Below are 21,532 nucleotides of genomic sequence, written 5' to 3' on the forward strand. Positions count from 1 at the left end.
GCAGTGACTCACACTGCGAGGGTTCTGATTTGGCTATCCGACTCCAATATGACGGTAGTTTTATAGTGTCCCTCTCTGAGCCGGGTGTTATCATCATTCAGTCATGGGAAACTTTTTCATCGTCTTCTTACTGCTGATGGTGGGGATGTTCATGATATTCAGGTATCGCGGCGAAGGCGGCCGCACTGGATCAACCGGAGGTTATGATGGAGGCTTTTCAGCATGGGATACCACCAACCCTTCAGATTTTCAGGGCCATCAATCTTCTACAGACAACAGTTTCGACCATAGCTCGCACGATTGCAGCAGCCATGATAGCGGGGGCAGCTTTGATTCGGGTAGCAGCGGGTGTGACAGTGGCGGGAGCAGCAGCAGTAGTGATTAAACACTGACAAGCCTATGGAAACGCTCATTTGGTGCATGATATTCGGCTTGGTACTGCTGGGGATGTACATCAGCGGCAGCAACACGACGTCGTGCAAGGAGCATGGGCAATCGCGGGATTGTGGCAGCATGGTTGATGGTGGTGGTGGAGTGTGATTCCGTGCCGTTAGGCACGAAAGATTCATAGCGGCGGCTTTCAAAGCCGCCGGGTGGGATCAATAGGAGTGCCGTCACGTAGTGACGGAAGATTTTGGTTGGCAGTGGTTCTGTCGTCGCTATGCGACGCGGGAACTGAGATGGGCTACCACGGGTTAAAAACCCGTGGCTAGGAATCTGTCCTCGCTAACGCGAGGGGGACTGCGGGTGGAAGGTGCGAATAGGTTGAATGCAAGCAACGATGTCTCTCGTGCCACTTTCAGGGCACATCCCTTTGTATCGGACTTCCTAGGGCAGCAATCGCCGTAGGCGACGATTGCTGCCCTAGGCTAGAATCTATTGGCCCTTTGGGCCAATTGCGGGATTGAACAAGGCCTTGGGCATCCGCGTCTATCCTTGCATGCTTGACGATTTGGCGCGTTCCGCTTGAATCGTCGGGAACCGAATCACATTCATCATTCATGAAACCGCTATCTTTACGTCGTTTTCTCTTTTCCACCTTGGCCGTGGCCGCTTTGGCGCTCGCCCCGGTGACTTCCTCGCAGGCCGCGGAAAAAGCCCAGCCGAAGCTGGGTCTCCAGACCTGGACGTGCCGCAACATGTCCTTTGATCAAGTGGTGGAATTTGCCGAGAAGCATGGCATCAAACACTTGCAGATGATCGGCAAGCACATTGATCCGAATGGCACGAAGGAAGATTGGGCGAAGAAGAAGGCGATCTTGGATAGCAAAGGTCTGACTTGCTACACGTTTGGCGTGGCGGGCACCTCGATGAAGAAAGAGGAGAACAAGAAGTTGTTCGAGATGGCGAAATTCCTCGGCTGCAAGCTCATCATCGTGGAGCCGCGCGATCAGGCGATCTGGGATAACTTGGAAGAGCTGGTGAAGGAGTATGACATCAAGCTGGCGATCCATAACCATGGCAAGGGCAGCGTGTATGGTGATCCGGCCACGGTGCAGAAGATCCTCGATGCTCGCGACAAACGCATCGGCGTGTGCATGGATGTGGGCTGGATCACGGCAGCGGGCTTCGATGCGGCTGAGGTGTTCAAGAATTACAAGGGCCGCGTGTATGACATGCACCTGAAGGACAAGAAGATCGAGAAGACGCAGGACGGCAAGGAAGTGTATCTGGACGTGGAAGTGGGCACGGGCCACGCGAATTACAAAGGCCTCTTCTCGGAGATCAAGAAGGCGAAGTGGGACGGTGTGATGTCCATCGAGACGGACAACGCATCCTTCGCGAACGAGCCGACGAAGTTCGTGGAAGTGGCGTCGAAGTTCTTCAAGGAGAATGTGAAGTAAGCAGAGTTCACATCAGAGATTGCAAAGACCGCAGGATGAGAGTCCTGCGGTCTTTTTTTGTTCTGGCTTCTCCGTCGCAGAATCCTTGGAGTCTGCTCCTCCGCCAAAGCCTCGTCTGAACCCGGAAAATCTTCACTTCACACGGATGCAGCGTTTTTTAGCGTTATAAAGTTGGACCAGTGCCTCCTCTCTCCGGCCCTGCATCTATCAATCGAGGAAAGAGTGGTGAACGCTTGGGGGGGCATTCTTGGAAGTGAGAGCCTGTCATCCGGTATGGGATGCTGCTACATTATCAGGGGTGGCAAATTCGCTTTTGTTGCTCGTGAAATGGGAGTATGTAAATGGCGTTGTCATCAATCATGAATCCTTCACCGAATAATCCCGGGCTGTCGCCGTCGTTGTTGTGGAATCGCCGCGAGTTGTTGCAGGCTACAGGGCTTGGTTTGCTGGGGCTGGCGATGGGCGAGGTGCCGGGGCTTTCTTCGTTGGAAGCAGCGGAAGCAGGCAAGGCTGTAGCAGCTCCGTCGTTGACGCCGTTGAACCGGTTTCCACGGATGGTGCAGGAGCAGTATGTGGCGCGGGTGAAGCGGATCGAGCAGGCGGTGCGGTCGCGCAAGCAGGAGATGAACAGCCTGGAGAGCGCGCAGAAGTATGTGATGGCGGTGCGGCAGAAGGTGCAGGCCTGTTTCGGTCCTTGGCCGGAGAAGACGCCGCTGAATGCAAGGACGACGAAGACGGTCGAGCGTGATGCGTATACGATCGAGAATGTGATTTTCGAGAGCCGTCCGGGATTCCTGGTGACGGCGAATCTATATATCCCGAAGGGGCGTCCGTTTCCTTTGCCAGGCATCGTGGGTTCTTGCGGGCACTCGCATAACGGCAAGGCGGCGGAGGCGTATCAGAGTTTTGCACAGGGATTGGCGCGGCAGGGTTATGTGACGCTGATCTTTGATCCGATCGGGCAGGGTGAGCGGTTGCAGTATGCGGATGAGAAGTTGAAATCGACGGTGGGTTCGGGGGTGAGCGAGCATTTGCTGGGCGGGAACCAACAGTTCCTCGTGGGTGAATTCTTCGGAAGTTGGCGGGCGTGGGACGGGATCCGGGCGCTGGATTATCTGCTGACGCGGAAAGAGGTGCATCCGGAGGTGGTAGGCATCACGGGCAATTCCGGCGGTGGCACGATGACGACGTGGTTGTGCGGATTGGAGGCGCGTTGGACGATGGCGGCTCCGGCGTGTTTCATCACGACGTTCCGGCGCAACTTGGAGAACGAATTGCCAGCAGACACTGAGCAATGTCCGCCGAAGGCGCTGGCGATGGGGTTGGATCACGAAGATTTCATCGCGGCGATGGCACCGAGGCCGGTGATCATCCTGGCGAAGGAGCGTGATTTCTTCGACGTGCGCGGCACGGAAGAGGCCTACGGGCGGTTGCAGCGGCTGTATGATCTGCTGGGTTTCCCGAACAACATCGCGATGTTCACGGGACCGACGTATCACGGTTACTCACAGGAGAATCGCGAGGAGATGTACAAGTTCTTCAATGCGATGACGCAGGTCTCGAAGGCGGAGAAGGAGCCGGCGCTGGTGATCGAGAAGGACGAGACGCTGTGGTGCACGCCGAACGGACAAGTGGCGGAATTGAAATCGCGCACGATGTTTTCGTTCACGAAGGAGATCTCGGAGAAATTGCGGAAGGAGCGCGCGCCTTTGGATGGGAATGCGCTGCGGCAGGCGTTGACGAATGTATTGAAGGTGCGGCGACAGACGACGTATCCAGAGTACCGGATATTGCGGCCAATCAGTGGCAGAAAATATCCGACGAAACATGCGATCACGTACGCAGTGGAGACGGAGGCGGGTGTGCATGCGCTGGTGACGCGGTTGACGGAGGAGCCTTTGTATTCGCGGCCGCCGAAGGACAAGAAGCGCGCGGTGCTATACATCGCGCATCACTCGGCAGATGCGGAGTTGCGCGAGGAGCCGCTGGTGAAGGAGATCATGGACGCCGAGAAAGACGCGGCGTTTTATGCGTGCGATGTGCGGGGCATCGGGGAATCGAAGCCGGACACGTGCGGGGCGAATTCGTTCTTGAACCCGTACGGGAGCGATTACTTCTATGCGATCCATGCGATCATGTTGGATGATTCCTACGTGGCGCAGAAGACGTGGGACATTTTGCGGGTGATCGATTGGTTGCGCGGCACGGGCCATGAGGGCGTGCATCTGGTGGCGAAGGGATGGGGAACGATTCCCGCGACGTTTGCAGCGATCTTTGCGGATGAGGTGAACCAGGTGACGTTCAAGAACGCGCTGACGTCTTACGCGGATCTGGCGGAGACGGAGATCTACAAGTGGCCGCTCTCGAGCATGGTGCCAGGCGTACTGAAGACGTTTGATCTGCCGGATTGTTACCGGATGTTGTCGGGGAAGAAATTGAAGATGATCGAGACGATGGATGGGAAAGGGGAAGTGGTGAAGGAATGAAAAAGCGGAGGTTGATGGACTCAACCCCCGCTGAAAACGAAAAAAGAGGTGCTATTTGATGCCGGGTGGCGTTTTGTGCTTATCCGGCAAGACGGCGAGAATGAGGAGGCCCAAGCAGCTGAAAATTCCCAATAACCCGAGGAACTGGGAGTAGCCCTTGCCGATGGCGTAGCAGCCACAGCCCCAAATGAACATGATATAGCCTACCAAAACCATCAGAAAACCGATCAGGGCGAGGCTTTCCACACCAGTCAGGACGCGTCCGACGAATTGGATCAGGAGTCCGATACCGATGCCGATGTTTGTTTTTGTTTTATACTCTGCGAGCATAGCATTTATTGGGTGTTTTTTTCCTTTGGCGACGGGCTCCGAGCGTAGATTTGTCCTTTTACGGAAGGGATTTTTAAAATCCCTTGAAGCTCAATACCCGAACTGATCGTCAGGAGACGAAATCGTCCGGTGGATTGCAAGATGAATGTTTTCCTATCGTGCCTCAGCCACCAACACGCTCGCACGAGTGATCGCGCTCGTTTGAAGGGTGACAGCGGAAACACTCGCGGGGATGACGGCGAATTGCCCGGTGTACAGATGTACCGGATCACCCGAGGAGAAGATGGTGACGCTGCCTTGTGTCGCCGCGATAACTAAAGGCCCGGTGTGAGGCAATTGCGCGGAAGACTTCGGCGGCAGCGCGAGAAGGTCCACGGTGAAGAGATCGTGGTCCACGAGTGAGCGACGGCTGGAGATGGCGGAAGCAGTGCTTGCGGCGGCTTGCATCGCAGGCTCGAAATCATTGAAGTCGATGGACTTCATCGCTTGCTCCAGATGCAACTCGCGCGGTTTGCCATCGAGACCTTTGCGGTTCCAGTCGAAGACGCGATAGGTGGTGTCCGAGTTTTGCTGAATCTCAAAGATGACACTGCCCGCGCCGAGTGCGTGGACGCGACCGCTGGGGAGGAACATCACATCGCCAGCATGAACGGTGTGGCGATGGAAACAATCCGCGACGGTGCCGTCATTGACTTTGCGCTCGAAGTCCTCGCGTGTGACACCGTTTTTCAGGCCCACATAGATTTGGGCGTCGTGCGTGGCGTGGGCCACATACCACATCTCAGTCTTGGGTTCGCCACCGAGTTCTGCGGCTTTATGAGCGGGAGGATGGACTTGGAGCGAAAGGTCGTCCTGAGCATCCAGCAACTTGACGAGGAGGGGGAAGCGGCCGCTTTGAGGTTTCGCTGGTCCAAGGAGTTCTGCACCGTGATGTTCCATCAACCAACGCAGGTCCTTACCGGCGAAGGTGCCGTTGGTGATGACGCTGACGCCTTCGGGGCGATCCGTGATTTCCCACGATTCGCCGATGGGCACGTTGGCCGGGAGTTTCTTCTGGTAAAGATCCGCGAGACGGCGCCCGCCCCAAACACGTTCCTTGAAGATCGGCTGGAACGTGAGCGGGTAGAGAGCCATGACCGGATGCTTTTAGGCGGCTTGCTTGGCCTTGGGATCGTTGAAATGCCCGTGAGCGCGGAATTTCTGATAGCGCAAGCGCAGGCGCTCGGAAGTGCTCAGCTTTAGAGAGCCTTCCAAGTGCTTTAACAAGCTGGCTTTCAAATTGTCTGCCGAAATCTTAGTATCCACATGAGCGCCGCCGAGCGGTTCCGGGATGATTTCGTCCACCAGTTTGAGTTCGAGCAGGTCTTTGGCTGTGATCTTGAGAGCTTCAGCTGCTTTGGCGGCGGCATTGCGCTCCTTCCAGAGGATGGCTGCGCAACCTTCCGGGCTGATGACGGAGTAGTAAGCGTTCTCCATGATGAGCACCTTGTCGGCCACGCCGATGCCAAGTGCGCCACCGGAACCGCCTTCGCCGATAACTGCTGCAATCACAGGCACTTGCAAAAGCATCATCTCGCGTAGGTTCACCGCGATCGCCTCGGCGATGTGACGTTCCTCTGCGCCGATACCGGGATACGCGCCAGCGGTATCAATCAAGGTGATGATCGGGAGGCCGAATTTATCCGCCAACTTCATGAGCCGCAGGGCTTTACGATAGCCTTCCGGGTGGGCAGAGCCGAAGTTGCGTAGGATGTTTTCCTTGGTATCGCGACCTTTTTGAGTGCCCATCACGAGCACTTTATGGTTACCGAGCTTGGCGAAACCGGCCACAATGGCCCGATCATCAGCATACAGGCGGTCGCCGTGCAGTTCAGCGAAATCGGTGAACGAATGCTGGAAATAGTCCAGCGAGAAGGGGCGTTTGGGATGGCGGGCGATCTGGACGCGCTGCCAAGCTGTCAGGTTGGAATAGACCTGCTTGCGGGTTTCGGCGATTTTCGCCTCCATCTGCTTGATTTCCTGGTCGAAATCGATTCCCAGAGATTTGTTCTCTGCTGGGTGCCGCTTCAGTTCGTCCAACTTGCGTTGGAGTTCAATGATCGGTTTTTCGAATTCAAGCTGATGCTTCATGTCGGGGCGGAGGATAGGCCGGAGAGGGGGAGCGCGCAAGGGGAAGTAACATGGGGCAAACTCCGCCGTTGTCACGGGTGGCGACCGGGTTGTTTTGGGTTTTGTTCAAATGTTTATTTTCAGCTTTCCTGCGGGTCGGCTTGACCCGCCCCTATTGCCGCACCTAGTATGCGCCACGTTTGTCATGAAAGTATTCCGGTTATTCATTGGGTTGACATTGGCACTGACGCTTCAGTCAGTGGCGCAACAGGCCCGTACTCTGAACGGCATTGCCGTGATCGTGAACGATGCCGTCATCACGTACACTGAAGTCGAAGATTTCGCCGGACCTGCCGTTGATGCCATCCGCCGTACCACGCCATCAGCCCAGTTGTCGCAAAAGATGGCCCAACTGCAAAACGATGCATTGCAGCAACTGGTGGAGCGCCAGTTGATTCTGAATGATTACAAGGTCTCTGGTTACATGCTCCCGGAGAGCATCATTGATGATGAGATCAACACTCGCATCCGCAAACAGTTCGGTGACCGCCTTCGTTTGACGCAGACCTTGCAGCGCCAGGGTGGCACTTATGAAAGCTATCGCCGGAACATCCGGGATCAGATCATCGTGGACGCGTTGGCGCAGAAGCATGTCAGCTCGGTGGTGCTCATCTCCCCCTACAAGATCGAGCAGTATTACGAGACCAACAAGCAGAACTACAAATTGGAAGACCAGGTCAAGCTGCGCATGATCGTGCTGAACAAACCACCCGGCTCGGATGCCACCATCACCACCAAGCTGGCCAAAGAAATCCTGCTCAAGCTGGATGAGGGTGCTTCCTTCACCGAGATGGCTGGAATATATTCTGAAGGCGCCCAACGGGCGCAGCAGGGGGATTGGGGCTGGGTGGAGAAGAAGAAGGTATTGCGGACGGAACTGGATGCCGTCGCCTTTTCCTTGAAGAAAGGTCAGCACAGCGGGGTAATCGAAACGGCGGACGCCTGTTACATATTGCTGGTCGAGGATATCCGGCAGGCACAGGTCCGCCCGTTGCCCGAGGTTCGTGATGAGATTGAAAGCATTTTGGTGGCTGAAGAGCGTGCCCGTTTGCGCAAGCAATACGTGGACCGTCTGATGAAGAAGTCGTTTGTCCGTTATTACTAAGAGTCTCCGGCGTCCCTCTTTTTTCGCCATGTGGCTTTCGGGTTCGTGGCGATTTCCCAGCGCAGGTCAGCCGTTGTCGTCGTAACTTGTTTGATGTCATGCCTGCCGCTCACAATTCTTCCGTCTATCACCCATTTTGCCGAGGTTACTGGGTTGAACAACATGCTATAGGGGCTGTCTGTCACTATGAACCGGACTGGGGAAAGATGCGCCATGCAGGCGTCTTCCTCGGCTGAAATGGTAAAAATAGTCCATAAAACTACGGAAAAACTTATAGAAACCGGCGTTAGCCGTTGCAATCAGGTGCTTCGCACTTATGATACGCGGCGCAACCAAACTTAGATGCGGCAGATACTGACCATAGCAATCAATGCGTTCATGGAGCTGATCCGGCAGCCGATTTTTCTGCTGCTTGGCACCAGCACTGCCGTTTTCAATGTCTTCTTGGCGGCTGTTCCTTACATGGCGCTGGGTGATGATCCGAAGTTGGTGAAAGATAGCGTATTGGCCGTTACCTTCATTTCCGGCCTTTTCGGAGCCGTATTGAGCGCATCCTCCTCCGTGGCCAAGGAAATCCGGACAGGCACAGCACTGGCCGTCATGTCCAAGCCGGTGAGCCGCACGCAATTCCTCCTCGCTAAGTTTCTCGGTGTGGCGGGCGCCCTCACGGTGCTCACCTACATCAATGCCCTCAGCGTGCTGCTCGCCAGCCGGATGGCTTATGATGCCTATGGGGATGCCGATATTGCAGGCCTCTCGGTGTATTATGCGGCAATCGCCCTGGCATACTTGGTGGCCGGTATCAGCAACTACTTCCTGCGCCGGCCTTTTGCCTCGGATGGCGTGATCGCCCTGCTCGTCACCACTACCATAGCTTACATTGTCATCACGAATTTTATGGTCTTGAAGAGCGCGGTGGAAGTGGAGCCGAACCATGTGGATACCCGCATGGTTCCAGTGACGATCCTGCTGCTTTTCGCTTTATGGACACTGGCGGGTGTGGCTTTGGTCTGCTCCACGCGGCTGGAGACGATACCCACCCTGGCCATCTGCTCGGGCGTGTTCATTCTGGGTTTGATGTCTGATTATCTTTTTGGGCGTCCGGCTGAAGCGGGCGCGCTCTGGGCGAAGGTGCTCTACACCATCACGCCCAACTGGCAATTGTTTTGGACGGCAGACACTTTGGAGCCGGGCAAGCCCGGCGTGCCGTGGAGTTACGTGGCGCAGGCATTCGGCTATGTGGTGGCCTATCTCGGGGCTTCTCTCATGGCGGCGCTATATCTGTTTGAAGACCGGGAACTGAACTAGCACATGACTACGGATCGCAACGTGCAACGGATCGGCCTGATCAACCTCGTGGTTTTTCTGGGTATCGGCATCGCCGCCGCAGTGACGGCGCAATATGTGAGATCGGCCACCGCCGAGGTGATGGCCGTGCTGGTGGGATTTGGTTTCCTCGCCTCCCTCGTCTCCTACCTGCAGATGCGCCTGGAGACGCAGGAGCAACTGGAGAAACTGGAATTCGACGAACTCCAGAAGTCCAAGAACGCAGCGGCACTGTTCGACACCGCTGAAGCGGAGAATTTTCCCGCACACCGTGCCCGCCTGCAATTCGAGCGCTTCGGGGTCCCGACCTTCGCCATCATCCTGCTCCTGCTTCAGGGCGCGGCCATCTACTTCCTCTGGACCCGCTACGATGAATTCGCGGGGCTGAACCTCAGCCGGGCGCCGGTAGGCATGACGTTTTTCGGCATCTTCATGCTCATCCAGTTCATGCTGGGCAAGTATGCGGCGGGGGTTGCCCGGTTGGAAAAGCAACGGCTCCTCCGCCCGGGTTCCTCCTACATGCTGCTGTGCTCGTTCGCGAGCCTGCTCGCCTTGACGGCCTTGATCTTCGCCTACCTTGGCAGTCCCAATATCGATGTGATCATCGCCCGGATTTTGGTGGTCATCATCGGCTTCGCCGCCATGGAGACGCTCTTCAATGTGGTGTTCGAAGCATACCGTCCGCGTCTCAAAGGCCAGGTCACGCATTTGTTGTATGACAGCCGCGTCATCGGTTTGGTGGGCGATCCGGCAGGGTTCTTTGCCACGGCGGCGCAGGCCCTCGACTACCAGTTCGGTTTCAAGGTTTCCGAGACCTGGTTCTACCGTTTCCTCCAGCGCACGATCGCCTGGATCATCCTGGCGCAGATCGGCATTCTTTGGCTTTCCACGGTGGTGGTTTTCATCGAGCCCGGTGAACAGGCTGTGTTGGAACGTTTCGGCAAGCAATCAGACCGCGGTGTGCTGGAACCGGGACCGCACTTCAAATACCCCTGGCCGGTGGACAAGGTGTATCGTTACAAAACCCGTGCCATCCAAAGTTTCCTCGTAGGTGCCGTCCCTGATGAGAATCTGGACAAGGAACGCACTGTCCTGTGGACGAAAGCCCATTACAAGGAGGAGTTCAACATGCTGGTGGCCAGCCGCCAGCAACTGACGGTCACCAACAATACCGATTCCACGGCGGAAGCCGCCGTTCCGGTGAACCTTCTCACCGCCAGCATCCCGGTCCAATACACCATCAAGGATCTCCAGAAGTGGGCTTACAATCACGAAGACGCCGGCAAACTGCTGGAGAAGCTCGCCACCCGTGAAGTGGTGAACTTTCTCGTGAGCGTGGACATGGACGACATCATGGCGCGTGGCCGTCTGGACGCGGCCAACGAGTTGCAAATCCGCATTCAGAAGCTCGCGGACAAACACGAACTGGGTGTGCAGATCATATTCGTAGGCTTGCAGGACATCCATCCGCCTACTGCCGTGGCCGAGGCTTACCAGGAGGTGAACGCCGCGTTGCAGGCCCGTGAAGGCATCATCTTCACGGCGGAAGGCGAGCGTGCGCAGATAATCCCGATGACTCGTGCCGAAGCGGCGAACATCATCGCCGAGGCGCAAGTTTACAAACTGTCTGAGCAGGCCAAAGGTGTGGCCGCAGCCGGGCGTTTTCCGAACCAGATCGTGGCCTATCAAGCCTCCCCAGAAGTGTTCCGCCAGCGTTCTTATCTGGATTCACTCGGCAAAGCCATCGCTCCCGCCCGCAAATACGTGATCGGTGTGACCAACACCAAGGACACCATCATCATGAATTTGGAGGATAAGGTGCGCATGGACATCATCGAAGACGTGGCGTTGCCAACCATCCAGAAACAATAATTTTAGAACTTAGATCGAAGCCGAAGAAAAATATTTTGGGTATGAAGAAGAATACTCTGTCATTAGTCGTAGGGATCCTCCTCGTGATCGTGTTCGCGTTCCTCCTGTTCTCCTTCCAAGTGAGGCAGACGCAGGTGGCTGTGGTGACACAGTTCGGCAAATTCTCGGCGCCGCAGACCCAGCCGGGTCTGTACTTCAAGCTGCCGTGGCCCATCCAGCAGGTCTATAAGTTCGAGAACCGCCTGCAAAACTTCGAGAAGAAGTTCGAGCAGACGCCCACCAAAGATTCGCGCATCATCCTGATCACCGTGTTCGCGGGCTGGAAGATCGCCGACCCGGCCAAGTTCCTCACCAGCTTCGATGGTGACGCCGCCAAGGCCGAGGAGAAACTGGAGAACCTCATCCGTACTGCCAAGAACGGTGTCATCGGTCAGTATGATTTCGCTGACCTTGTCTCCGCCGACCCGAAGACGCTCAAATTCGACGAGATCGAGAAAAAGATGCTCGAGGCCGTTCAGCCCCTGGCCAAAGAACAATATGGTGTGGATGTCGTCCTGCTCGGCATCAAGCAACTCGGCCTGCCTGAGAACGTGACCACCAAGGTTTTCGCCCGCATGAAGGCGGAACGTGAGCGTCTGGTGAAGCAATTGACCAGTGAAGGCGAGAAGGAAGCGGCCATCATCCGCGCCGAAGCCAAGCAGAAGCGTGAAGAGATCATCGCCGAAGCCCGCGGCAAGGCCGAGATCATCCGCGGCGAAGGCGATCGTGAAGCCGCCAAGTCCTTCGCCGTATTCAAGCAGGAGCCTGATCTGGCGATCTTCCTTCTGCGCCTCAAAGCGCTCGAAGCCTCACTTAAAGATCGTTCCACGCTGATCCTCGATCAGCAAACGCCTCCGTTCGACATGTTGAGCGGCGGCGGCTGGGAGGCGAACGACAAGAAGGGCAACAAGTAATCTAAACAACCATGAGCGATAAAGACAAAGGCTCGCACGAGCACGATCATGGTGGGCATGAGCATGATCACTCCCATTCCCATGGGCACGATCATGACCACGGTCATAGCCATGGGCATGAGCACGACCACGGTCACAGTCATGGCCACGGCCATGATGGAAAAGATCATCTCGAAGAATTGCTGAGCCAGAAGAAGGATGCGCCCGAGCCTGAGGCCGAGATTGTGAACGAAGTGGATGATCCGTCCACCCGCGCCCTTTCCGAGGCGTTGCGCAGCGTCTTCGCCATCGTCAAAGTCCTGCTCATCATCCTTGTCGTCATCTTTTTCTCCTCCGGAGTTTTTCAGGTAAAAGAGAATGAAGCCGCCGTGATCTTGCGTTTGGGCAGGCCGGTCGGCGGAAATGATGTGGCGTTGAAACCCGGTCTGCACTGGGCGTTTCCCTATCCCATCGATGAGATCGTGAAGATTCCGTTGGGTCAGAGCCATAGCGTGCTGTCCACCAATGGCTGGCCGGCTTTCAACCCGACGCAGGAGATCAAGGGAGACATGCCTTCGGGCAACGAATCGTTGCGGCCTGGCTTGGATGGGTACGTGCTGACCAAGGATGGCAACATCATCCATGTGAAGGCCAATTTGAACTACCGCATCTCGGACCCGGTGCGTTACACATTCGATTATGCGGACACCACCAAGGTGTTGCTGAATTTCGTGGACAACGCCGTATTCTACGCGGCCACCTTCTACACGGCGGAACAGGCGCTTTACACGGACAAAGGAGGTTTCCGCGAGAAGGTCTCGGATCGGGTTCAACAGCTCGTGGCCAAGCACAATCTGGGCGTCACGCTGGAGCCGATCAGCATCGACACTTCGGCACCGTTCAATGTGCGGCCCTCGTATGAAGCGGTCCAGCAATCGGACCTTGACCGTAACGAGAAGATCAACGCTGCCCAGGGCGATGCGGGCAAGATGACGCGCGAAGCGGAAGGCGAAGCGCAAGCCATCATCAGCGGCGGCATATCCGAGAGCAACCAGCTCGTGCAGGCCGTCCGTGCAGAAGCGGCCACTTATACGGAGTTGCTGCCCCGTTACCGTGACGATCCCGCACTCTTCAAGAGCCGGGTGATGACGGACAAAATCCAGAACGTCCTGGCGAATGCGCAGGACAAGTTTTTCATCCCCAATCGTGCCGATGGCGAAAAGCGTGACCTCAGGCTACAGTTGAACCGTGAGCCTGTGAAACCGAAGGGCAACGCCTTTTAAATTTGAACCGGCGGCTGCGGCTGCCAAGAAAGATAAGTAACATGCAAGTCTCATCCCATGCGCATGATCATGATCATCACCACCACGATCATGATGGCTGCTCCAGTTGCGGCCATGACCACTCGCACACCGAGGTCAAGCTGCAACAGGTCATCATCGGCCTGATCTTCATCATCAATTCCTTCATCGCAGACAAGTTTCTGGAGAAGGGCGATCTTATCTCGACCTTGGGTGCGGTGAGCGCCATCAGTGCCATGATCGGTGCGCTCATCCTGGGCACTCCCATCGTGCTGCTGGGCATCAAGGATTTGCGTCGCGGCATCCTGAGCACGAATGAGCTCGTGGCGCTCGCGGTCCTGGCGTCCTTCGCCTCCGGTCACTATCAGGAAGCAGGCACGGTCGCTTTCTTCATGCTGCTCGGCGAGATCATCGAGACACGCACGGCCGATGGTGCCCGCCGTTCCATCGAATCTCTCATCAAGCTGACGCCAACGAAGGCGCGCCGCATCAAGGACGGCAAGGAAACCGAAGTGGCGGTGAAGGAACTCGTGATCGGTGACATCATCCGCGTGCGTCCTGGTGATAACATCGCGGCGGATGGTGTGATCATCTCCGGCCAGGGTTCCATCAATCAGGCGAACATCACCGGTGAGTCACTCCCTGTGGACAAGAAGGGCGGCGATGAAGTCTTCGCCGGTACCGTGAACCTCACGGGTGTGCTGGAGATCAAGGTGAACCGCGCCGGCACAGACACCACCCTCGGCCGCGTGCATGACCTCATCCTGGCAGCGGAAAAGACCAAGCTGCCCATCATGCGGTTGGTGGACCAGTACATGCATTTCTACACCCCGCTGGTGTTCGTCATCGGCTTGATGGTGTTCGCCTTCTCGAAAGATCTGAACCGCGTCATCGCCGTTTACATCGTGGCCTGCCCGTGTGCGTTCATCTTGGCAACACCCACCGCGATGGTCGCAGCGCTTTCTGCCGCTGCCCGTCTGGGTGTGCTCATCAAGAATGTGGCGGACCTTGAGCTGGCCGCCCGCATCAATGCCTTCATCTTCGACAAGACTGGCACGTTGACCACCGGCAAGCTGGCCGTCAGCCGCCTGGCCCCGTTGAACGGCGTGAAGCCTGCGGAACTGCTGCGCATCGGCGCTTCCGCCGAGCAATACAGCAATCACCCGACAGCCAAGGCTGTGCTGCAACTCGCTGAAGAAGCGGGTGTCCCGCTGGCACAACCGCAGAATTTCTCTGAAACTGCCGGCAAAGGCGTGCAGGCAGAGATCGATGGCGCGAAGATTGTTGTTGGCCGTGCGAACTGGTTGAAGGAAAACGGCGTGAAGGAAGACTTCATGAGCTCCGTGGACCTGAACGAGACGGAAGGCTTCAGCCTCATCTTCGTGGCCCGCAACGGCCAGTGCATCGGCTGGGTCGGCTTGAAAGACCAGACCCGTAGCGAAGCCAAGGAATCTCTCTCCGACCTGCTCGGCAATGGTGTCCGCCGCGTGGCGATGGTCTCCGGTGACCGTACGCCGGTGGCCATCCGTGTGGCGAAAGAGATCGGTTGCGAAGAAGTCGTGGCCGAGTGCCTGCCGCAGAACAAGGTGGAATTCGTCCGCGCGATGAAGAAGAAGGGTTATCGCGTGGCCGTTGTCGGTGACGGTGTGAATGACGCGCCTGCTCTTGCCGCCGGTGATATCGGTATCGCGATGGGTGCCGCTGGCTCTGAAGTGGCCATCCACAGCGCGACCATCGCGCTGATGAACAGCGATCTGCGCCGCCTGCCGTTCCTCGTCCGTCTTTCGCGCCAGACCCGTGCCGTGATCAACCAGAACTTCCTCATCGGTGTTCTGTTCGTGATCGGCGGTCTGATTCTCGCGGCCTTCGGTTACATCAATCCGATCGTGGCCGCACTGATGCATGTGATGGGCTCTTTGCTCGTCGTGTTCAACAGTTTCCGCCTTGTCCGTCAGGGTGAGGAACTGGAGCCGTTCGTGGTGGAAACACCGAAGCAGGAAACTCCGGCTGCACCGGCTCCGTCCGGCCAGCTCGCACCCAAAGCCGCCTGATAATTCACGACCATGGCTGCCACATTTGAAACAACGTCAGCGCCCGAATCCACGTCCACGCAGGGCGATCTGGTGATCGCAGTGCGCGGTCTCTCGAAGGTGTTCAAAGACTTCTGGGGCCGCCCGAAGGCGCGTGCCGTGGATAATGTGGATTTCGATGTGCGCCGTGGCGAAGTGTTCGGCCTGCTCGGGCCTAACGGTTCTGGCAAATCCACTACGGTGAAGATGTTGCTGGGCTTGCTCAATCCGACCAAGGGCCACATCGAAGTCTTCGGCAAATCGCCGCGTCACGTGGCCACCAAGGCCCGCATCGGTTATCTGCCGGAAGAGTCTTATCTCTACCGTTATCTGAGTTCCGCCGAGACGTTGGATTTCTTCGGTAATTTATTCGAGTTGCCTCCGGGTGATCGCCGCAATCGTGCCGAGCAATTGATCGAGATGGTGGGGCTCAATCAGGCGAGAGGCCGCATGGTGGGCGAATTTTCCAAGGGTATGCAGCGCCGTATCGGACTGGCGCAGGCGCTCATCAACGATCCCGATCTGGTGATCCTTGATGAACCGACGGCGGGCTTGGACCCGATCGGTTGTCGCGAAGTCAAAGACCTCATTCTCGCATTGGCCAAGCGTGGCAAAACCATCATCCTGAGCAGTCATTTGCTCGCGGATGTGGAAGATGTCTGTGATCGCGTGGTGATCTATTACGGTGGCAAGATCCACGCTTCCGGCACACTCAAGAGCCTGCTGACCAAGCCTGACTCCGTGCGTATCACCTCGCCGGTGCTGCCCCGCGAGACGATGGAAAAGGTGCTGGAAATGATCCGTCGCGATGTCGGCACGGACAAACTGCGTGTGGACAATCCGACGCAGAACTTGGAGAACTATTTCCTCGATGTCGTCGAGCGCGCCCGTGCCGCCGCGTCTCATACTTCCGGTGCCACGTCTGGCGCCCAAGTCGCCGCTTACTTGCGTGGTGATGCGGACAAGCTGGCGGAAGCGCAATCTGCCAGCGTGCTGGACCGGCTGACTGTTACTGAAAAACCTGCCGCTGCCACCCAGCCGGTCGTCACTCAGAAAGAGGAGTCGAAAGTGGATACGGCGCGGTTGGACAAACTTTCTGCGATGGAAGCTCCGGCTCCAGCGCCAGCGCCTAAACCGGCTCCGGCACAAGCCACCAAGGAACAACTCGACAAGGCGAACGACAAGCTGTCGTCGTTGCTGGGCGGCAAGGAGTAAGCAATCGCACGCTGAGTACCCATGGAATTAGTCGATAAAACGAAGCGGTTTCTTTACTGGCAAAGTACCGGCTATGGTCTGATTCCCTGGGTGTCGCGCAAGATATTCGGTCCGCAGATCACCGCCGTGGCGGGAGTCACCTTGCGGGCCACCTATCGGTTTCGGCTGTTTCCGGCGTTGCTCCTGTTCCTGTTTCTCACGGTGCTGGTCTTGCCGATGGTCATCAAAGATGACGGTACCGCGCGGGGCCTGACGCAAATTCTCCTGACCTATACCTTGGGCCTGTCTGTTTCCCTGCTGGGATTCAGCACCCTTTGGCTGGCCTGTGGTGTGCTTGCCCGGGATATCGAGGATTGCACCATCCAGACACTTGCAGTGAAACCAATCGCACGTTGGGAGATATGGCTCGGCAAATGGCTCGGCATCATGGCGCTCAACGCCAGCTTGCTTAGTTTCGTCGGGTTCTGTGTTTATGGTTCGGTGATGTATCGTGCGGCAAAGCTGCCGGATGAGCAGAAGGACGTCCTGCGCAACCAGATCCTCGTGGGACGCGGCTCGGTGAAAGCACCCGTGCCGGATATGAAGCAGGATGTGGAGGCGTTGCTGCAAGAGCGGTTGAAAGAACCGACTGTCGCCGCGATGGACCGTGCTTTCGTGCGCCAGCAGGTGGAAGAGATGGTGAAAGGCCGTGAGCAGTACGTGCCGCCTTTGATGGGCAAACGTTGGGAATTGGATTTCGGCGCTATGAAAGGTTTCGTGCAGGACCGGGAGATGCAGGTCCGCTTGAAATTCAACAAGGGCACGCTAACGCAGATCACCAGCTTTCCGGTCATGTTGCAAGTGGGACCTCCGGAAGACCCCCGCATGATCCGGGTGGAGACCGCCCTGGCTGATGAATCCTATCATGAGATTCCGGTCGGGAAAGATCGGCTGGATGCGAACGGCAAGCTGAATGTGGAATTTTATAACATGAGTCCCGTGCCGTTGATGGTTCCTTTGGAGGATGGCATTGAGGTGTTATATGAGGAATCGGGCTTTGGCGTGAATTTTTTTCGTGGGATGTTCATCATCCTGCTCTGGTTGGCTTTGCTGACGGCTTTGGGGCTGGCGGCGGCCAGCTACCTGTCCTTTCCGGTGGCGGCGTTTGTCTCTCTGGCAATGCTGGTGGTGGCACTCTCCAGCGGTGTGATGGAGAATGTGGTCAGGGAAGGCACCGTGACGGGAGTGAATCACGAGACGGGCAAGGCGGCGGGTTCGCTGGTGGATCTGGTGATCGTGCCCATGTTCCGCGTCCTGTTGAAGGGTATCAATCTGATCAAGGAGTTTTCACCGATCGACTCGTTAAGCAGCGGACGCAGCGTGACCTGGTGGGACTTGTTGCGGGCCATCGGGCAGATTGGCGTGCTGGTCACGGGATTGGTCAGCCTTGTTGGCATCGGGCTTTTCTACCGTCGTGAACTGGCTGCCGTACAACAAACAAGTTGAGATAGATGACCGAAAGCCGTTTATACAAACCGTTCCTGCTTCTGCTCGCCCTGGCGATGCTGGTGACCTCCGGCATCACCCAGAAGGCGCTTAACGAAGAGCGCACGGCCATGGGGTTGACTCGCACGGAACCTCTGGAGAACGCTCCGCCCATGCTCGCTTTCACCACTGTGGCGCTCGGCGGTTTTCGCGGATTGATCGCCAACGCACTTTGGTTGCGTGCCAACGACATGCAGCAGAACGGAAAGTACTTCGAAATGGTGCAGCTTTCCGACTGGATCACCAAACTGCAGCCCCACTTCGCCATGGTGTGGCGGCATCAGGCATGGAACATGTCCTACAACATCTCCATCAAGTTCCCTGACCAGAAGGAGCGGTGGATGTGGGTGGTACGCGCGATCGAACTGCTGAGAGATGAAGGCCTGCGCTTCAATCCCCATGAAGTGCAGCTCTACCATGAGCTGGGCTGGACCTTCCAGAACAAGATCGGCGGCAACATGGATGACGGGCACATGTACTACAAGCTCTCTTGGGCCTATGAGATGGACCAAATAGTGGGACGCCCGCCTTATAATTTCGAAAACTTGATCAATCCCAAGACCCCGGAGGATGAGGCTACGCGCAAGACATTGAAAGAGACCTACAAGATGGATCCCGCCTACATGCAGAGCGTGGAGAACATCTATGGGCCGCTCGACTGGCGCATGCCGGAAACGCAGGCCATATATTGGGCCTACACAGGCATGCAAAAAGCAGGCCGCGGGATGGATCTCATGCCGTTGCGCCGGTTGATCTATCAGTCCATGCAGCTGGCCTTCCATCGCGGCAGGTTGGTATTGAATGTGGCGGATGGCCGGGCGGATTTTGCCCCCAACGTGGACATCGTGGAAAAGGTCAGCGCCTCTTACGCGCAGATGCTCAAGGAAGAGAAGAATCTGGAGAACATCCAGCAAGGGCATCAGAACTTTTTGAAGAGCGCGGTAAGCACCCTGTATCTTTACAATCGCGAGGCGGAATCAGCCAAGTATTGGGCGGAGTTGAAGAGGCTGTATCCGGCGACGGTTGAAGATTGGAAAACGGCCGAGGAGTATAGCATCTGGCGTACGACCGAACTGCTGGCCAATGAAGGCGGTGAGAAATACCTGGCCGTCATCGAAGGTCTGTTGGTGCGTTCTTATACCCTGCTTGCAGTGGGCGAGTACGATCGCGCTGCTGGTTATGAACGCATGGCGCAGAAAGTCTGGCAGAGTCACCAGATCAAGGTGGACGTGGATACGAAGGAAGAGATCAAGGCGCGCATCCAGCTTCCGCCTTATGCAACCATCAAGAACCGCATACTGAATGATATTTTGAACCCCGATAAGCGCCTGATGTCTGCCGGTCTGGCCTTGCAGTTGCGGACGGAGCTGGGCCTTCCTATGCCAGCCTCCGCAGCCGGACAGAAAAATCAGGATGCCGAGATGGAGTTGTATAACCCGGAGGTAATGCGCAAACTGCCCGCTCAACAATACATGGCCCAGAATGCGAAACGTCCGGGCATGGTGGTGCTGCCCAGCGGTGTGCAGTATCGAGTCATCGAAAAAGGTGACGGACCGAAACCCCGCCCGGGCCTGAAGACGCACATACACCATTGGGAACAGACTTCGACAGGCAAAAAGATCATCAACACTTACACCGTGGTCCCTGCCCCCGCGGTGGACATTGGCAAGTTCGTGAAAGGCCTGCAGGAAGTCATCCCCATGATGAACCAAGGCTCCAAGTGGCATGTCTACGTCCCGCCTGCCCTGGCCTACGGCGAGAAGGGGGTGTCTCCCAACATCCCCCCAAATTCAGTGATGGTGTATGAAGTCCACCTGGTGGAAGTGAAGTAGCCTCAAGCCTCCGGCAAGAGATGCGGAAAGATTCTGATCCCAATGAAAAACCCCTCCACCGGCAGATGGAGGGGTTCAATGCTGTCAGGGGTTTCTCTGCCGAATTTTAATTCGTGTTCGTGACCTTCACGCTGCCGTTGCTGGAATCGTAGGCGAGTTTTTCGCCAGGAGGCAGTTGTGGCAGGCGTATGATGTGGCGCGAGGCAACCGCTTCTTCCAGGGTGGCGGGGAAGCGGCCTTTTTCTTCCTTGAACATGGAGATGCCGTAGCTGAGCAGCATCACTTCTTCCTGGGTCAGCGGACGGCCCTTGCCGCCCAAAGGTTCACTTTCAGTGAGCTGTGCTTGGGCCGGAGGAGCGGCGGTGGCAGGTGTCGCGGCTTCCGGCGCGGGGGCTGCCACGCTCTGGCTAATATCCAAAGCCTGTGGCTGCTCTGCCGGAGGCGGTGCGCTGACCGTCGTTTCAGGCTCGCCACCGCAACCGGTCATAAGACCGGCGAGGGCCAAAGCGGAAAATAACGTGTTACGCATATGCTCTATGGTTAAAGGTTAATCATTGGGCTGGATGGTCCACATGCCCGTCTGGCGGGAGTTCGTGGTGTTCGTGGAACCCAAAGTCTTGTTCGGATTCATGAATTCGACGTGACCATCGGCGAACAAGTAGTTCCAAGACGCATTAGGGTGAAAATCCTGCGCGTTCGGGTAGGTGTAATCACCGTCAGCGGCTGCCACAGTGCCGGATTGGATGTGGCCGTTGGCGGCGTCGATGCGGGCTTCATCAGGGTGCCCCATCACATTGCTCACATGGATGCGCTCGGTGAGGAGGATGGTCTCGGAATTATCCCGGAGCATGGCACCGTAAACCGCGTACTGGCGGCGGGGAATCTGCAAGGGGATGGAATTGGTGTAAGCCGAGGGCACGGGATCCATCGTATTCCACGGATTGTCCGAGGAGGTCGGATTGCCATTGCCGAAGTTCCAGCTCAAACCAACACCGGAAGCCGCGCTCGGAGCCGGCGGCCAGGGAACATTGCCGAAGGTGGAGCCGCTCGTGCCTTGGATGTAGCGTGGCATCGCATAGGAGCGCTTGTTACGATTGCCGGTGGTGTACCACGTCGGGGTTGGGGACTTGTCTTGCGGGCAGAGAATCACTTTGGTCTTGGCGTTGCCCGTGTAAGGACCCGCCCAGCGGTCGTTCTCGCTCAGAGTGCCACCGACATAGGGGTTCATGAGATCATCCCAAGTCATCTCGGAACCGTATTTGAAACGCAGGCGTGCGTACGGCAATTTTTCAGCATTGTCGCTGGTATACATTGCGCTCGCGGTGCCGATCTGCTTCAAGTTGTTCAAGCACTGGGTGGAAATGGCACGAGCTTTGGCCTTGGCCAATGCGGGCAATAGCATGCCTGCCAAGATGGCAATGATGGCGATGACCACCAAGAGTTCGATGAGGGTGAAAGCCCGCCAGGAAAGGCGGTTACGACGATACGACTGGGACTTCATACAACGTTTACGACTTTACTACTTTT

Annotated in this window: 18 protein-coding genes; 13 read left to right on the top strand and 5 right to left on the bottom strand. The window is 56.8% G+C overall.

From position 1 onward, the window contains the following. The first annotated feature begins 103 nt into the window (after nt 1–103). From VGH19_21585 to VGH19_21600, 4 genes are all read left to right on the top strand, one after another. Nucleotides 104–385: a hypothetical protein gene (locus tag VGH19_21585; protein ID HEY1173972.1), complete on the top strand. Its 282-nt coding sequence runs from the start codon at nt 104–106 to the stop codon at nt 383–385. A gap of 14 nt (nt 386–399) precedes the next feature. Then, a complete protein-coding gene (locus tag VGH19_21590; protein HEY1173973.1) occupies nt 400–540 on the top strand; it encodes a hypothetical protein in 141 nt (46 codons plus the stop codon). Nucleotides 541–1,001: 461 nt separating this feature from the next. Next, nucleotides 1,002–1,844 (top strand): sugar phosphate isomerase/epimerase, encoded by an 843-nt coding sequence (locus VGH19_21595; protein ID HEY1173974.1) that lies wholly within the window; start codon nt 1,002–1,004, stop codon nt 1,842–1,844. Between the two features lie 341 nt (nt 1,845–2,185). Continuing rightward, the gene (locus VGH19_21600; protein HEY1173975.1) at nt 2,186–4,330 is read left to right on the top strand and encodes an acetylxylan esterase; all 2,145 of its coding nucleotides are present in this window, start codon (nt 2,186–2,188) and stop codon (nt 4,328–4,330) included. Nucleotides 4,331–4,381: 51 nt separating this feature from the next. Here the strand turns inward: VGH19_21600 and VGH19_21605 are convergent, their stop codons facing one another. From VGH19_21605 to VGH19_21615, 3 genes are all read right to left on the bottom strand, one after another. Continuing rightward, complete coding sequence (locus VGH19_21605) at nt 4,382–4,660, bottom strand: hypothetical protein (protein ID HEY1173976.1); 279 nt, start codon at nt 4,658–4,660, stop codon at nt 4,382–4,384. 153 nt (nt 4,661–4,813) lie between these two features. After that, on the bottom strand, nt 4,814–5,794 hold the full coding sequence (locus VGH19_21610) for a type I phosphomannose isomerase catalytic subunit (protein ID HEY1173977.1): 981 nt from the start codon (nt 5,792–5,794) through the stop codon (nt 4,814–4,816). A 12-nt stretch (nt 5,795–5,806) separates the two neighbouring features. After that, complete coding sequence (locus tag VGH19_21615; GenBank protein HEY1173978.1) at nt 5,807–6,790, bottom strand: acetyl-CoA carboxylase carboxyltransferase subunit alpha; 984 nt, start codon at nt 6,788–6,790, stop codon at nt 5,807–5,809. 184 nt (nt 6,791–6,974) lie between these two features. On the opposite strand from VGH19_21615, the gene VGH19_21620 reads away from it, so the two are divergent. The 9 genes from VGH19_21620 to VGH19_21660 all read left to right on the top strand — a co-directional run bounded on the left by VGH19_21620 (nt 6,975) and on the right by VGH19_21660 (nt 20,005). Then, entirely contained in the window at nt 6,975–7,934 is a 960-nt protein-coding gene (locus VGH19_21620) for a peptidyl-prolyl cis-trans isomerase (protein HEY1173979.1), read from the top strand. Between the two features lie 342 nt (nt 7,935–8,276). Next, complete coding sequence (locus VGH19_21625; protein ID HEY1173980.1) at nt 8,277–9,242, top strand: ABC transporter permease subunit; 966 nt, start codon at nt 8,277–8,279, stop codon at nt 9,240–9,242. A gap of 3 nt (nt 9,243–9,245) precedes the next feature. Beyond that, nucleotides 9,246–11,132: a protease modulator HflK gene (locus tag VGH19_21630; protein HEY1173981.1), complete on the top strand. Its 1,887-nt coding sequence runs from the start codon at nt 9,246–9,248 to the stop codon at nt 11,130–11,132. 41 nt (nt 11,133–11,173) lie between these two features. Then, on the top strand, nt 11,174–12,085 hold the full coding sequence (locus VGH19_21635; GenBank protein HEY1173982.1) for a protease modulator HflC: 912 nt from the start codon (nt 11,174–11,176) through the stop codon (nt 12,083–12,085). Nucleotides 12,086–12,096: 11 nt separating this feature from the next. Beyond that, nucleotides 12,097–13,347, top strand: coding sequence for a protease modulator HflK (locus tag VGH19_21640; GenBank protein HEY1173983.1), 1,251 nt, complete (start codon nt 12,097–12,099; stop codon nt 13,345–13,347). 41 nt (nt 13,348–13,388) lie between these two features. Then, nucleotides 13,389–15,416, top strand: a complete 2,028-nt coding sequence (locus tag VGH19_21645; GenBank protein ID HEY1173984.1) for a cation-translocating P-type ATPase — start codon at nt 13,389–13,391, stop codon at nt 15,414–15,416. A gap of 12 nt (nt 15,417–15,428) precedes the next feature. Then, nucleotides 15,429–16,649, top strand: coding sequence for an ABC transporter ATP-binding protein (locus VGH19_21650; GenBank protein HEY1173985.1), 1,221 nt, complete (start codon nt 15,429–15,431; stop codon nt 16,647–16,649). Between the two features lie 21 nt (nt 16,650–16,670). Further along, nucleotides 16,671–18,134, top strand: a complete 1,464-nt coding sequence (locus tag VGH19_21655) for an ABC transporter permease subunit (protein ID HEY1173986.1) — start codon at nt 16,671–16,673, stop codon at nt 18,132–18,134. 5 nt (nt 18,135–18,139) lie between these two features. Then, entirely contained in the window at nt 18,140–20,005 is a 1,866-nt protein-coding gene (locus VGH19_21660) for an FKBP-type peptidyl-prolyl cis-trans isomerase (GenBank protein HEY1173987.1), read from the top strand. 106 nt (nt 20,006–20,111) lie between these two features. On the opposite strand, the gene VGH19_21665 is transcribed toward VGH19_21660, so the two are convergent. After that, nucleotides 20,112–20,534, bottom strand: coding sequence for a hypothetical protein (locus VGH19_21665; protein HEY1173988.1), 423 nt, complete (start codon nt 20,532–20,534; stop codon nt 20,112–20,114). A gap of 18 nt (nt 20,535–20,552) precedes the next feature. Continuing rightward, nucleotides 20,553–21,506, bottom strand: coding sequence for a type II secretion system protein (locus tag VGH19_21670; GenBank protein HEY1173989.1), 954 nt, complete (start codon nt 21,504–21,506; stop codon nt 20,553–20,555). Nucleotides 21,507–21,532 lie beyond the last annotated feature (26 nt).

It is taken from the genome of Verrucomicrobiia bacterium, from assembly GCA_036405135.1.
Lineage (GTDB): Bacteria > Verrucomicrobiota > Verrucomicrobiia > Limisphaerales > JAEYXS01 > JAEYXS01.

What these genes read in the sequence shown, in the direction of transcription:
- VGH19_21585 (HEY1173972.1), top strand. Translation starts at nt 104, where the DNA reads ATGGGAAACTTTTTCATCGTCTTCTTACTGCTGATGGTGGGGATGTTC.
- VGH19_21590 (HEY1173973.1), top strand. Translation starts at nt 400, where the DNA reads ATGGAAACGCTCATTTGGTGCATGATATTCGGCTTGGTACTGCTGGGG.
- VGH19_21595 (HEY1173974.1), top strand. Translation starts at nt 1,002, where the DNA reads ATGAAACCGCTATCTTTACGTCGTTTTCTCTTTTCCACCTTGGCCGTG.
- VGH19_21600 (HEY1173975.1), top strand. Translation starts at nt 2,186, where the DNA reads ATGGCGTTGTCATCAATCATGAATCCTTCACCGAATAATCCCGGGCTG.
- VGH19_21605 (HEY1173976.1), bottom strand. Translation starts at nt 4,660, where the DNA reads ATGCTCGCAGAGTATAAAACAAAAACAAACATCGGCATCGGTATCGGA.
- VGH19_21610 (HEY1173977.1), bottom strand. Translation starts at nt 5,794, where the DNA reads ATGGCTCTCTACCCGCTCACGTTCCAGCCGATCTTCAAGGAACGTGTT.
- VGH19_21615 (HEY1173978.1), bottom strand. Translation starts at nt 6,790, where the DNA reads ATGAAGCATCAGCTTGAATTCGAAAAACCGATCATTGAACTCCAACGC.
- VGH19_21620 (HEY1173979.1), top strand. Translation starts at nt 6,975, where the DNA reads ATGAAAGTATTCCGGTTATTCATTGGGTTGACATTGGCACTGACGCTT.
- VGH19_21625 (HEY1173980.1), top strand. Translation starts at nt 8,277, where the DNA reads ATGCGGCAGATACTGACCATAGCAATCAATGCGTTCATGGAGCTGATC.
- VGH19_21630 (HEY1173981.1), top strand. Translation starts at nt 9,246, where the DNA reads ATGACTACGGATCGCAACGTGCAACGGATCGGCCTGATCAACCTCGTG.
- VGH19_21635 (HEY1173982.1), top strand. Translation starts at nt 11,174, where the DNA reads ATGAAGAAGAATACTCTGTCATTAGTCGTAGGGATCCTCCTCGTGATC.
- VGH19_21640 (HEY1173983.1), top strand. Translation starts at nt 12,097, where the DNA reads ATGAGCGATAAAGACAAAGGCTCGCACGAGCACGATCATGGTGGGCAT.
- VGH19_21645 (HEY1173984.1), top strand. Translation starts at nt 13,389, where the DNA reads ATGCAAGTCTCATCCCATGCGCATGATCATGATCATCACCACCACGAT.
- VGH19_21650 (HEY1173985.1), top strand. Translation starts at nt 15,429, where the DNA reads ATGGCTGCCACATTTGAAACAACGTCAGCGCCCGAATCCACGTCCACG.
- VGH19_21655 (HEY1173986.1), top strand. Translation starts at nt 16,671, where the DNA reads ATGGAATTAGTCGATAAAACGAAGCGGTTTCTTTACTGGCAAAGTACC.
- VGH19_21660 (HEY1173987.1), top strand. Translation starts at nt 18,140, where the DNA reads ATGACCGAAAGCCGTTTATACAAACCGTTCCTGCTTCTGCTCGCCCTG.
- VGH19_21665 (HEY1173988.1), bottom strand. Translation starts at nt 20,534, where the DNA reads ATGCGTAACACGTTATTTTCCGCTTTGGCCCTCGCCGGTCTTATGACC.
- VGH19_21670 (HEY1173989.1), bottom strand. Translation starts at nt 21,506, where the DNA reads ATGAAGTCCCAGTCGTATCGTCGTAACCGCCTTTCCTGGCGGGCTTTC.